The following is a 12,738-nucleotide window of genomic DNA, read 5'->3' on the forward strand; positions in this document are numbered from 1 at the left end:
GAAAGCTGCACACGGGCGACTCGCCCGGCGTCGGAGAGCCCGGCTACTGGGGTCTCGACGTCTCGCCAGCCACCCCAAGCTGACTTTCGCGGCCACATATGCAGGCACAGGACCAGATAGCCGGTCTGCCGCAGCGTTCTCGCCAGATTCTTCTCTATCGTCGCGGGCTCGTCAGTTTTCCTCGAAGTAACCTATACCGTTGGACCCAGTCTGTCGCAAATGCCGGTTTATCTTGTTGTTGGTAAGGCTTAGCCGCGACGCAATAGTGCTTTCGATTGCTTGACTGCCCACGAAGCGGGCACTCATTCTGGACCCATGAATTATGATTTCGCGAGTTTGTCCCACAGCGAGTTTGAGGATCTCGCCCGCGACCTCGTTGGGCGCGAGATAGAGCTGCGTTTCGAAGCCTTTGCCGAGGGCCCGGACGACGGGATGGACGGCCGCCATGCGCGTGCCGATGGATCGATCGTGATGCAGGCGAAGCATTATCACGGGTCCGGTTTCGCGGCGTTGAAGTCGAAGATGACGAAGGAGCGGCTATCCATCGACCGGCTGGCGCCGACGCGGTACATCCTTGTGACCTCTGCGCCACTCACGCCAAAGAACAAGAATGCGTTGGCCGAGATCGTCGGCCCATCGCTGCGAACGCCGGGCGACATCTTCGGACCCGGCGACCTCAACGCCCTGTTGCGCAAATATCCAGACATCGAGAAGGCCCATCAAAAGCTTTGGGCGCAGAGCACATCGGTTCTGCAAACGGTTATCACTGAGGCCGTCGGAAAGGCACTTTCAAAGCCGGGGGCGGTTCCCGCCGTCCTTGCCAATCTCCTGCCCCCTAGGGAGGCTACCGGAAACGCAGCGCCTGTCGAGAAAGCGGCTCGGGACACCATATTTCTAATCAAGGCGTCGCCGATCGACGACGAATTCGCGCTTTGGCTCGCGCCCAAGCTTGAGGCCGAAGGGTACCGCGTGTTCGCCGACATCCTGACGCTTCAGCCCGGCGACCGATGGCGCCGTGAGATCAATCAGGCGCTGCAATACCGGGCGGCGAAAGTTCTGCTCCTCTGCCGCGATGCCACGCTCTCCGACTCGCATGTCCAGGACGACCTCGATATTGCGCTGGAGTTGTCGAAGGAGCTAGACGATTCCCGGTTTATCATTCCGCTGCGGCTCGAACCGGGAAAGAAGGTCAAGGGCGTCGGTGATGCGGTGACCGTCGATTTTGTGCGCGGCTGGGGAGAAGGCGTCGGCCTCCTGCTTGACGCGCTGCAGCGCCAGAAAGTGCCACGTCCCGCTGGCCAGACAGTGATCGATCCGAATTGGGAGGTTTTCCGGCGGCGCGGCGCGATCCCGCTCGTCGAGGAAGCCGAGCGATTGACCTCGAACTGGCTGCGCGCCGCCGAAGCGCCCGACGTCATCCGATTTTTCGAGAGCTCCGGCGCGATCGAGGGCCGATTGCTCGATCGCGCGCTCGAGGATTTCCCCTATCCGTGCGCGAAACAGGGCTCCGGTATCATCACCTTTGCGGAGCAATCCGAAGTCGACACCGCGTACGCGTCTGCCGGCCGGTTCAAGCTGAAGCACGAGATCCCGTTGCTGGAATTTGTCGACAACGGCTTTTCTCCGCTCGGGATCGAACGTCAGGTCGCGTCCAACCTGGTCATCGCGATGATCAAGAAAGCATGGCTGTCGTTCTGCAGGGAGAAGGGCTTCGTCGAGTATCACTATTCTAACGCTGTCGGCTTCCACGCTTCGGCCGCGCAGGCGGCGATCGGACGACGCATCCCTTGGGGCAAGCAAGGCGACCGGCGGTCCTCAATGCTTCGCAATGTCGCGAAGGGACATATTTGGCAGTTCGGCGTCACCGCGATGCCCTATTTCTGGCCGTTCTGGCACCTCAAGCTCAAGGCGAGGGTCCTGTTCGCGGTCGATAACGAAACACCGGCGGGTCTCAGCATCGACGATCCCAGGAAGCTGCACCGTTTGCGGCGAAGCATTTGCAAGGGTTGGCGCAACAAGCAGTGGCATGGCCGCATGCTCGCATTTCTCGAGCTGCTTTCGGGTGAGTCGGCCTATATCAGGTTGGCGCTGTCGGCGAACGCCGCGCTCCTGATCGAAGCCGCGCCGATGTTGTTCACTTCGCCGGTGAGCACCGCGCTTCCCAACGTTCTCGATGCCGACGAAGAAGAGACCGATAGCAGCACGCTTGGTCGGCCGGACAATGATGACGAGGTTGAGGAATGAGATTTCCTGAGAAATCTCTTCAAGTCGAACACTTCGACGAACCACCGCTGGAGTTTGCATTCTCGCAGCGCAGTCCGCACCCCAAGGACGGGTTGTTCCTTTATGGACCTCACGCCAAGGCTAAGAAGAGCCGCGAGATTCGGGTCGGCGTAGTCGGCACCACCGACGGGATCGGTCACTTTCGGGCATGGGGCCGAAAGCTCAAATCGGTCGTGCGCGTCCCGCCCCCCGGAAAAGGCGAAAAGGCCGACCGGCTGCACCTCGCGAACTTCCCTGGGCTGGACGAAGCGTTCGGGATTTCGTTCGAGCCGGACGAAGTCAGCGCCCTGTCGATTCCATGGAAGGACATCGATCGCGCAACGCGCATCATTAACCTCAACGAGGCCGTGGACAAGGTCGCGCGCCTCTACATCGATCGCGTCAAGCAGCACTTGCGCAACGACGAGCGATCGGTCGAGGTCTGGATCCTGATCCTGCCAGAAATCGTCTACGAGCGATGCAGGCCTCAGTCCAAGCGAACGGGCCTGCCAATGGAAAAGGGGGAGTTCACGAAGCGGCAAAAGGCGAAGGAGAGCATCCCGCTGCTCGCCGCCATGGGCGCCGTCAATCAGACCAACGAGGCGATTTTCGAGGACGTCCCGGATTTCCATCGCAGGATCAAGGCCGAGTTCCTGAAGATCGCGCCGACCCAACTGGTTCGCGAGACGACGCTCGCGCCGGGTGCCTATCTCAACAAGGCCGGATACCCGCTGCGCAAGACGCAGGACGCCGCAACGGTTGCCTGGAATCTCGCCACCGGGCTCTACTACAAGACGCAGCCGAAGCCACCGTGGCGGCTGGCGGATGTTCGGGCGGGGGTCTGCTACATCGGCATGCTCTACAAGAGCCTGCCGAACGATCCCGATGGGCATGCCTGCTGCGCGGCGCAGATGTTTCTCAACGAGGGAGACGGTGTCGTATTTCGCGGCGCCAATGGACCGTGGAAGACCGGAGATTACGATTATCATCTCAAGGCGCCCGCGGCGAAGAACCTGCTCGCGCTGGTGCTGAAGACCTACGCTGAGACGCATGGCGGCCCGCCCAAGGAGCTGTTCATCCATGGGCAGACCTATTTCAATGACGAGGAGTGGAACGCCTTTGTCGAGGCGGCGCCGAAGGAGACCAACGTCATCGGCGTGCGAATCCGCTCGACCGGCGGCGAGACGAAGCTTTTTCGTGATGGCGACTATCCCGTGCTGCGCGGGACCGCGCTCATGCTCGATGATCAGACGGCCTATCTTTGGACGACGGGCTATGTGCCGCAGCTCGACACCTACATCGGGCCCGAAACGCCCAATCCGCTGCACATCACTGTGATACGCAGCAAGAAGGCAAAGCCCGACATTCGCACGGTGCTCGCAGACATCATGGGTCTCACCAAGATCAATTACAACTCCTGTAACTTCAATGATGGCCTTCCTGTCACCGTCCGATTTGCGCGGATGGTTGGGGACGTCCTCACTATGGGGTCGGCGAAGGGAGAGGAAAAACAACCGTTCAAGTTTTATGTGTGAACGCCCACCTCAGCGTCTTTGCGGCCGTCACCGGCGTAGTGCAACGTCGTGTTCGGCGAAATTGGCAAGCCAACCTATTCCGCCGCCTCGCCCTTCACCTCGATCATCAGCACGTCCAGGCTCTCGATCTCCTGCATGGCGCGGCCAGCGATACCCTGCAGATCGCCGTAGAGCCCGGCGGTCGAGTCGAGCACGCCCCTGAGCTGCTCCTCGCGTTTGGCCCACAGGCGCGTCATGGTCGCGCGCTCGCGATCGAGATCGGCCTGCATATCGGTGAACTTTTCGACGATGGCGTCGATGCGGTGGCGGAAGCGCGGACCAGTCAGGTAGGCGTACACCATCTCCATCTTGGTCTGCTGGCCTTCCTGCGCCTGACGGCTGGCGGCGACGTCGATCAACGACTGCCGGAGAGCAATGGCAAGCGGGATCGCGAACCTGGGCTCCGTGACCCAGACGTTATCAACGAGATCGAAGCTCTCGATCCCCTTGGGTAGCGCGGTGGAAACGATCAGCGCGACCTCCGCTTTGGCGGCGCGCTGGTCATCGCGCAGTTTGCCGAGCCAGGCATTATTCCAGGTCTTCGTTCGTTTCGACTCCCAGAGGATCGTGCCGCAGCGCTGTCCATTGGTGGCCATCACCCCGTGCACCACATCTCCGCCGAACTCGCCCTTGGCCACCGGCTCGATCAGATCACGCGGGAAACGGCTGCGGAGTAGGGATTCAAGTTCGATTTCAAGCGCTTCGCCCTGCAGCTGCTGCGAGCCTTGGTCAGCCTTGCGACGGAGCTCCTCGATCTGGCGCTGCATGCCGGCGATCTGGGTCTCCTTTTCCGTGACCTTGGACTTCAGCGCGTCCTCCGCTTCCAGCCTTGCCTTGTCGCGAACGGTTGCAAGGTTCTCCTGGACCTTCTTCTCCACCGTGAGGTCCATCTCGCGCTTGGCTTCCTCAAGCTCCCGTTCCTTGCGCAACACCTCTGCCTGGACCTTCTGGGCTTCGGCAAGCTTCGCATTGTTGGTGGCGAGCATCTGCTGCAGGTCCGCGAGCTGCCGGTCGCGCTGGCTGAGATCATCCGCCAATGCGAGGCGCGCCTTCTTTGCCTCGGCCTCGGCGATGGCGACGCGTTCGGCCCTCAGCTTGGCAGCGACCTGTTCGTCGATGGCTTCGCGCGCCCTGGTGAGGTCGGCTTGCGTTTGTCTGAGTTGGGCCTCGCGACGTTCAAAATCGGCTTCTTTGGCCGCAAGCTGCGCCTCGAATTGCTTGCGGGTGGCGGCAATCATGGGGGCCGCAAGCGATTCCGTCAGCTTGATCTCGGTGTGGCAGCTCGGGCAGACGATCTGAGGGTCGCTCACGGTATCGGTCCTGTGGTGGTGAGGCGTGATTGTATCCGCATTTCCGGCGATGCCTGGGCGGTGCCGCGACGTTATCCCCGGCAATCGCGTTGGCCGCGGTAGCGGCGATACGCTGTGTGGCGGTGTCGGTTTCGGCTGCTCGGCTGGATCGTGCGTCATGGTCAGTTCCTCGTGGCGCGAAGGTCGCGTTCGCGCAGGATGGCTTCGACGATCCGACGGAGGCGGCGCACCGAGCCTCCGCGCCAGTGCCGCGCGACCGCGGCATGTTGGGCACCGTCGAGAGGCAGTACCCAGCTTCCGTCCAAACCGCGCTCTTTGGCGAGATCGGCAATCACCGCCGGCAAGAGCGCATCCAGATCGTCCACGCTCGGCTTCGGAAAGGTGACGACACGAAACCTGTCGCGGATCGGACTCGGGAGCGGATCGAGGCGGTTGGCCGTCGCCACAAAGGAGACATGCGACAGATCGAGATTCGTCTGCAGCGCGGGATCCGGGTAGCGGGAATTGGTTTCGGGTTCTAGGAAGCCCAGCAGGCAGTCCCAGAGCCGTCCATAGTCGCTGCGCGTGCCGGCCTTCTCCAATTCATCGATCAGCACAAGTGGGTTGGCGATCTTGCCTGCGGCGATGGCGAGAAACGGGTGGCTCGGCTCGGCCGAGTACCAGCGCCGGTCGGTTCCCCCGAATACAGCCCCGTCGGCGCGGGACGCGTCCTCACGCCAAACGTTCAGGCCAAGCGCCTCTCCGAGGCGACGAGCAAATCGGGTTTTGCCGCCGCCGGGATCGCCGACCAACAGCAGCGGGCGTAGCCGAACCGTGAAGCGGCCCACGAGGTCGGCGAGCGCGAAATCGATGACCTCCGTGGCATATGGGAATTCGAATAGCAGCGCATTACGTACCTGATGCAGCGGCGGCACCTCGACTAGCGGCAAGGGCACGTTGATGACGCTCTTTAGCGGTCCGAGTATCTCCCTAAGCTTGACGTTCTTCATCTCCTCGCTACTCAGGCGGGCGACTACGAGGTGATGATCAGGCACCGCTTCGGCCGAAGATGAGACCTGATGCAGGGTCTCGGCCGCTTCTTCTTTCTCCGCCTCTTCTCTGGCCTGCCGCTCTTCCTCCTGTCTTCGCCTGGCGGTCGCCTGCATGGCTGCGATGCGATGCTCCGCCATGCGCGAGCCCAGGAGGGCCGCGTTCACGGCAGCCGATTCGTGTCTCACCATCATGTGGCTGCAGGCGGGCAGCGCCGCCCAGCCGAAGGCAAATCGCTCAACGTCGCTGCGGAGCTGCTCATCGCTGTCATGGACGATCTTGTTGAACGCCAGAAGCAGCGCCTTTGCCACGCGGCGATGTTCCTCGAAAAACGAGGCACCCCGCGGCATCGGCAGGCTCAACAGCCGGACGCAATCGGCGACACTGCGCAAATTCGGGTCATTCTCCGTGGCGGCACGACGATCGAGCTCGGCGGCGAGCGCAAGGCCCGCGTCCACAGTGAGCGCCGCGGCCCACTCCGCGTTGAGCGGCAAATTTGGGCAGAGCTCGTTGATCTCGGCAATCAGCCGCGGCTCGACATGACCGGCGTTGTCGATGACCAGCATGGCATAGCGCAGAAGCCTGGGCAGGCCTTTGAGGCGTTCGTCCCAGTCAGCCGAATCCGCTGCCGCTCCCGTGGAGACGGCATCGGGCTCGACCGCGGGCAGGTCGAGGTTATCTGCGTCGTCGCTCGCGCTCATGACTCGTCCTCCGAACCGTCGCCCGCGTCGGCGAAGACCATGATCCGCGTCAGCATGCGGTGGACATCATCGTTGTGGAGAGGCGGGCCCAGCCGATAGTAGCGGGACAGGGTACGGACCCATGTGCCGCCAGGGTCGGCAAACCAAACGGGCGAGGTGGCGATGGGGCGATCGCCGCGCAGAGGGTGGCCGGTAACGTGTCCGACCAACTGCACGCCCAGCGGCGTCACCGTTGGGAACCAGTTTTCGAGCAATGGAGCCTTCTGTAGCAGCATGGGTGAGACCGAGCGGCCGAGTTCGAGGCGCTCGCAGTCGTCGGCCAAGATGCGCAGTCGGCGGGCCAGATCGGGCGCGATCTGGGCAGGATCGAGGAAAGGGAATCGGGCGGTAAGCATGGGAAACTCTCAACAACGCAGAGCATGAGCAGAGCAGGGAGGAAGCGCAGGAGGGAAAGTGAAAGCCTTCACGCGCCCACCTCCACCACCAGGGCACCGTTGAAGGAGGCGTTTTCTGACCCGTATCCGTGCGGATTACACAGGATCCTCGTCTCGCCGACGCGATAATCGGACGAGTTGTGAACGTGGCCATGCACCCACAATCTCGGCTGATAGCGCCCTATCAACGCGGATTGGTCTGAAACGAATGCCCCGGTGACCGGATCGCTGCGGAACTTCGGATGAACGGCTTGCCAATGAACGGCGTGGTGAGTAATCACTACGGTGGGACCGTCGAACGGAGTTGCCAGGATATCTTCGAGATACGTCCTCGACTGATGGTGCAGCAGCGCCGCCTCCTGCGGCCTGAATCGCAACCAGGGCCGCTTCTGCCACCCGATCAGGCGATGATCGTTCATGCCGTTGGCGCAGGCGTTCATCACCGCGGCCTGGTTGGCTTCACCGAAGATTCGGTAGTCAGTCCAGAGCGTCGCGCCGACGAAGCGGACGGCGCCGCCGAGCACAACGGTGTCGTCAGACATCACGTGGATATTGAATGCACGAGCCTGAGAACGCGCCAGCGCCAGTTCGTCGGGGATGAATCGGCGGTAAAATTCGTGATTCCCGAGCACCATCACGATGGGAATATGCATTGGCACAATCCGGCGCAGGTGTTCGAAGGCGCGCAGTACGCCTTCACAGGTGTCGCCGGCGACGATCACGAGATCGACGCCGGGCATGATGGTGATCGGCTTGATCGGATGCACGTCGAGATGGAGGTCGGAGAAGATCTGGACTCTCATGCCGGACGTCCCTCGTTGAACGCCTCAACCTTCGCCTGACACGGGCATACGCGGCTCTGCGAGGTGACCTCGCTACGCGAACGACTCTGGTTTCGACTCAGCCACGACTTCGCCAGGCGGTTCTTAAGCTTGTGGTCGAGCGGCATTTTGCGGAGCATATGCGCCATCACGAGCGCGGCGCCGGCGCTGCCCATGAGTGCGCTGTGCAACAGCAGGGTCATCCTGGCGTCCGTCGGGTAGTCGATCTCGTCAGGGACCGCCATGCGCAGCGCGATTCCTGCGGCGCAGGCGGCGTCGCCCGCGATTGCCGGCCGATATTGCTTGATGGTGGACATGAACATGCCGATGTGGCCGGCGACCTCGAGCTTGCGAGCCTCGTTGAAGCGCCCGGCGGGTAGTGTCCTCCACAATTCGTCCGGCAGAGGCTCCTTGGCGGCGAACATCGACGCGGTCTCGCTCAACTTTCTCTGCTTGGTGATCTTACTCATGGCACATACCTTCTCCGTTCGCGCCGAAGGGCGCGTTGGCATCCGTTGGGATACCGGCTCGGTTGATTTGATTAATTGTGGTGCGGTGCTAGGTCATGCGCGCGCGCCACGGCCCTGGCCCGGTCGGGCGAGCATTCAGCACCCGGCCGATCGCGCTTTCGCGAATCTCCGCCTCGGCGGTCGCCGCCACCAAGGGCGGAACGGTGACGTCCGCGCCGAGTGCCTGATTTGCGGCGTGAGACAGGTTCGTCAGCGCCGGCATCAGCAGGTTGCCCATTTCGGCGTGCAGCGCGCGCTGCAACTCGGCCGTCATGGCATCGATGGTGTCGAGTACCGGCACGCCGAAATGCCCATCGAGTTCTTCCCTTGTCAGCCTCATCTCCTTGCTGAAGCCCGAGGCGCCGTAATAGTCGATCACGGCACTGGTCACGGAGCGGATGCCGTCGTAGCCACATTTGGCCAGGAATGACGCCAGGACCAGGCGCGAGGCGCGTAAGTCGTGTTCGATGGGACGGCGCTTGCGGGACTCAGTGGCACCATTGCCGCGCTTGACGTCGTAGGCGCCGGCCCAACCACTTTCAGTATCGACAACGATCAGATCGAGCGTCACCATGCGGCTCGTCTTCGAATCGGCCTTCAACTTGATCTTGGCCAGATCGCGGTCGGAGTTCTGCGAGGTCAACAGATCTTGCGCAGCCTCAGTAATCGGCAGCGGCACCTCTGTCAGGATCTCGAAGCGACCGCTCGCGGCGAGCGCGTCGCCGAGGGTCCGCTGGATCAACAAGCCATGACGCTTCACGACGCTATTGATGATCGAAAAGGACTTGGAAAGATCCGCCCCGATTACCGGATCGATCGGGAAGTCGCCGGCCATGGCGTTGGCGATCACGGCGTGAGAAGCTCGGGCAATCGCGGCGGGAGATACGAGCGGGGCGGTATCGATGGAGGTCACAGGAAGGTCCTTTCGTTGTCTGTAGAAAGATCATCTCATGACCGACCCAATTTGTCACCTGAAGTGACAAATTATGGTTAACGTGTTCCAAATTCGCGCAGCTCGCGCATGGATTGGCCTATCCCAAGAAGAGTTGGCGGACGAAGCCGGCATTGCACGGAGAACGCTTATCCGCCTTGAAAACTCGGAGGAGCCCGGCTCCGAACGCACGATGGAAAAGTTGCGGGTCGCCCTAGAGAAGCACGGCATCGAATTCCTGTTCGAAGGTCTGCAAGGCGTCGGCGTTAGGTACCGCGGCCTCAAGAACTGATTTGCGGCATAACCCCGCCACGTCACGATGAGGGCGCAAGGGAAAGAACCTGAAACGCGATGGTGCTCTCTCCAAATGCGACAGAGAAGTAGCGACTTTCTTGGAATGATACGCGCGGCGCGGTGACGATCCACGAAGCCGATCGCAGGGAGGCCGGGCGTGTCCGTCCGGCCATCATACTGGTGATGTAGTCACGGCTTCGTCGTAGATATGTTCTCACTGTGCCGCGCGATCAGCGGGTAGTTCCAGCCATCCATCCCCATCTCTTGCATAGCGTCGTGGATCGCTTCGATTTCGCGAATCGTGAAACGATCCAGCAGCGACAGCGCCGGCATCCCGCACGGAAGCAGTGTGCTGGCCAGCCCCACGATGAAATTCTCGCCAGTCGACTCGGTGCCGATCGCACCGGTGCCGCTGACCCCACGCTCAATGTAGAGTTTCCACCGTTTCGCGGCACCCTTTCTGGCGTTGAGACGCTGACGTTCCAGATGCTGCAGCTCGATTGGCGTGTTCGCCAGCGCCAGCGCGTTGCCGGCTGCCTCCAACAGATCAGCCTTGTCGCCGGCCACGAGTGCGCCACCTTCGTACACCTTGTCGGGTGACGACCATGCATGCCAACCGTGATGATCCTGCCTGACTAACGCGCTCAGGCCCTCGTCTGACTCGACCAGATAAACATCTGGACCGAGCCAAGCGATCGGCTTGATCGACTTGATCCGATTCTTATGAGTTTCAACCATCGTTCTCTTTCCTCTAACTGGGTTGGATTGTTTGGAAGCGTGTGCCGGCGATCAATAGTGCCCAGAGCCGTACACGCTCGGTCCGTCCCACTGCTGACCGCGAAACGTTGAATTATATTTCCGGACGATGGTGCGCTGACGCATGTCGAGACGTTCCCAGGCATCGCGCTTTGCCTGATAGGGCTCTGGCAGATCTTCGAAGCGTCCAAGCGCAAGGCACGCGGTGACGATCTCCGATGTCGAACCGCAAGCTATGCTCATGGTCATTATCCCAGCCAAGACATTCGTGATCAAATTCTCTTCAGCGCTCATTCAAGACACTCCAGTTTGTTGATGGTTGCATTGATTTGGGCTGGCAGAAGGAGGAACGCAAACCGGCAACGGCTCAAACCTGCCTACGCGCAAGGATTCGTTTTTTGATGTGATTGAATCTTCAACCGAAAAAAATGCAGGCGATTGGTTAAAAGGCGTCGGCTTGACCGCCATTCTTGCGCGCTCTGACCGTGCTTCAGCCGTACCCTGTTTGGATCTACCGTTGCAACGCAAGCGGATCGTGTCGGTGCTCAACTTAAGAATTGGTCGCGGACGAAGATAGCGCCGATCCGCTTGGGCACGGTGGTGACAGAGAAACCAGCGAGCGACATTGCGAGCCTCATGAGATCGAGACTTCGTTCGAGTTCGTGATGAAGCTGCCCGTTGTGACTGCCGACGCGCCGCGAAAACTCGTGTGCTTCCCTGGGTGCGGCAAAAGCGTGTTGCACCGTTCTCTCAGCCCTCCCATTCAAAGCGGGTGGTCTGTCGCCTGCGTGATTATAAGGAAGCGTCTCCTTCTAGGAACGCTTGCTTGGTCTCGCTCTTTCGTTTGACGACTGTTTTCGCGGTCATACCCACTCCAATGATGGCAACTCGGTACGACTAGCTTCCTGACCTGACGGCGGAATTTGGCTTTCCACATTTAGTAATTTTGACCAAAACTATTTTCCTTTGATCACGCCTTCATTCACGCCAATATTGGGGTGGGCACGTCGAAGCGCAAACCAGATCGGATGCAAGCGAATAAGGGACGCAAATGGCCGAGTATCCCCTGTCGAGGAATTGCGGAGGCAGAGATGGCTGCTGTACGCGAAGACCACATACTGTCATGCATAGCCCAATCGCCGACGACCATGATACGCCACGCGACGATGACAATCCTTTTCGTCATGCGTGGCGCAAGCTCGCCGCGTAGCTAATGCTCGATCCGGTGCGCGCAAGAAAGCGACAAACGGAAAGCAAGGCAAGCAACAAGCATAGAAAGGACGGATCCGGAATGACCGAGACATTGACGCACGCAGACATCCAGGACCTTCTGAAAGGGTTCGGCGCGGCGATCGAGCTAGATCAGCGCCGCGTCAGCGCGATGCCGGCGACGAATTTCAAAGCTCCATACGACGACAGAATGTGGCGCGCGTGGCGGGCCGGTCATATCGGCTTCATCAACAAGCTGCTTTCGTCTGTGGAGATGATGCCGTCGGTGATGCTGACAGAGCTGACCGCGATCGCGATCACCTATGAGCCGAAAGTTGTCAGAAAAGTCGCGATCGAGCTCTTCGCCGAGGTCGTAAGTGACAGTTGTGCGGAGGAGGAGCTCGCAACGGCGCAGTCCTTCTTTGCCTGCCTAATCAGGCTGGTCGGCGAGCACTCCGAAGCCGGCCGGCGATCCCAAAACGCTGGGAGTTCGATCTTGCAGTGGCTGGCTGTCACCGACCCGCTGTGCATTGCTCAGGATCCGGAATTTAGCTACGGCCAGCCCAGTGGGTTCGTCAGCTGAAGGTGACGATACTCATTCTCAGCTTGGGGCTGCCTAGGTTGTGTCACTCCCTTTTCGTAGTTCCAGTCCAAACCATAAGTAAAGCAGAAGATCCGCTGACTCTTAATCAGCGGGTCCCAGGTTCGAGCCCTGCCTTGGTCCCCAACCGCCAACTCACATTTTTCCACTTGGCGTCAGCAAGCATGTCTTCCGACGGCATCGACAACAGATCCGGGATATGTCGCTCACGGGGGCGCCCCCGACCAGCTATCGGAAAGATGCACTCCTGCCGGATATACTCTCTGACGCCCCAGGATACCGACTGCCCAAACCAGCCCGCGCGCCT

General features: G+C 60.8%; 12 protein-coding genes and 1 pseudogene. 4 read left to right on the forward strand and 9 right to left on the reverse strand.

Annotated elements, in window-relative coordinates; translation table 11 throughout:
- The first annotated feature begins 315 nt into the window (after nucleotides 1–315).
- The gene (locus V1290_RS25425; protein WP_334366905.1) at nucleotides 316–2,244 is read left to right on the forward strand and encodes a toll/interleukin-1 receptor domain-containing protein; all 1,929 of its coding nucleotides are present in this window, start codon (nucleotides 316–318) and stop codon (nucleotides 2,242–2,244) included.
- The gene (locus V1290_RS25430) at nucleotides 2,241–3,797 is read left to right on the forward strand and encodes an argonaute/piwi family protein (RefSeq protein WP_334366906.1); all 1,557 of its coding nucleotides are present in this window, start codon (nucleotides 2,241–2,243) and stop codon (nucleotides 3,795–3,797) included. The genes V1290_RS25425 and V1290_RS25430 overlap by 4 nt, the downstream gene beginning before the upstream one ends.
- 74 nt (nucleotides 3,798–3,871) lie before the next feature.
- Here the strand turns inward: V1290_RS25430 and V1290_RS25435 are convergent, their stop codons facing one another.
- The 6 genes from V1290_RS25435 to V1290_RS25460 all read right to left on the reverse strand — a co-directional run bounded on the left by V1290_RS25435 (nucleotide 3,872) and on the right by V1290_RS25460 (nucleotide 9,553).
- Entirely contained in the window at nucleotides 3,872–5,146 is a 1,275-nt protein-coding gene (locus V1290_RS25435; RefSeq protein ID WP_334366907.1) for a DUF2130 domain-containing protein, read from the reverse strand.
- Between the two features lie 161 nt (nucleotides 5,147–5,307).
- Nucleotides 5,308–6,876, reverse strand: coding sequence for an AAA family ATPase (locus tag V1290_RS25440; protein ID WP_334366908.1), 1,569 nt, complete (start codon nucleotides 6,874–6,876; stop codon nucleotides 5,308–5,310).
- Nucleotides 6,873–7,271 (reverse strand): DUF6634 family protein, encoded by a 399-nt coding sequence (locus V1290_RS25445; RefSeq protein WP_334366909.1) that lies wholly within the window; start codon nucleotides 7,269–7,271, stop codon nucleotides 6,873–6,875. Before V1290_RS25445 ends, V1290_RS25440 begins: the two co-directional genes overlap by 4 nt.
- 68 nt (nucleotides 7,272–7,339) lie before the next feature.
- Nucleotides 7,340–8,113, reverse strand: a complete 774-nt coding sequence (locus V1290_RS25450; protein ID WP_334366910.1) for a metallophosphoesterase — start codon at nucleotides 8,111–8,113, stop codon at nucleotides 7,340–7,342.
- Nucleotides 8,110–8,574 carry a hypothetical protein gene (locus V1290_RS25455; protein WP_334366911.1) on the reverse strand — a complete coding sequence of 155 codons (465 nt, stop codon included), beginning with the start codon at nucleotides 8,572–8,574 and terminating at the stop codon, nucleotides 8,110–8,112. Before V1290_RS25455 ends, V1290_RS25450 begins: the two co-directional genes overlap by 4 nt.
- A 115-nt stretch (nucleotides 8,575–8,689) precedes the next feature.
- The gene (locus V1290_RS25460) at nucleotides 8,690–9,553 is read right to left on the reverse strand and encodes a hypothetical protein (RefSeq protein ID WP_334366912.1); all 864 of its coding nucleotides are present in this window, start codon (nucleotides 9,551–9,553) and stop codon (nucleotides 8,690–8,692) included.
- A gap of 73 nt (nucleotides 9,554–9,626) precedes the next feature.
- On the opposite strand from V1290_RS25460, the gene V1290_RS25465 reads away from it, so the two are divergent.
- Entirely contained in the window at nucleotides 9,627–9,863 is a 237-nt protein-coding gene (locus V1290_RS25465) for a helix-turn-helix transcriptional regulator (protein WP_334366913.1), read from the forward strand.
- Between the two features lie 191 nt (nucleotides 9,864–10,054).
- On the opposite strand, the gene V1290_RS25470 is transcribed toward V1290_RS25465, so the two are convergent.
- Nucleotides 10,055–10,603 (reverse strand): hypothetical protein, encoded by a 549-nt coding sequence (locus V1290_RS25470; protein ID WP_334366914.1) that lies wholly within the window; start codon nucleotides 10,601–10,603, stop codon nucleotides 10,055–10,057.
- Between the two features lie 51 nt (nucleotides 10,604–10,654).
- Complete coding sequence (locus V1290_RS25475; protein ID WP_334366915.1) at nucleotides 10,655–10,915, reverse strand: hypothetical protein; 261 nt, start codon at nucleotides 10,913–10,915, stop codon at nucleotides 10,655–10,657.
- A gap of 997 nt (nucleotides 10,916–11,912) precedes the next feature.
- On the opposite strand from V1290_RS25475, the gene V1290_RS25480 reads away from it, so the two are divergent.
- Complete coding sequence (locus tag V1290_RS25480) at nucleotides 11,913–12,413, forward strand: hypothetical protein (RefSeq protein ID WP_334366916.1); 501 nt, start codon at nucleotides 11,913–11,915, stop codon at nucleotides 12,411–12,413.
- Between the two features lie 121 nt (nucleotides 12,414–12,534).
- Here V1290_RS25480 and V1290_RS25485 read toward each other — a convergent pair.
- A pseudogene (locus V1290_RS25485) lies at nucleotides 12,535–12,736 on the reverse strand (transposase); the annotation flags it as partial.
- Nucleotides 12,737–12,738: the final 2 nt, after the last annotated feature.

The sequence above is a fragment of the Bradyrhizobium sp. AZCC 1578 genome, from assembly GCF_036924675.1.
In the GTDB taxonomy this organism is placed as follows: Bacteria; Pseudomonadota; Alphaproteobacteria; order Rhizobiales; family Xanthobacteraceae; genus Bradyrhizobium.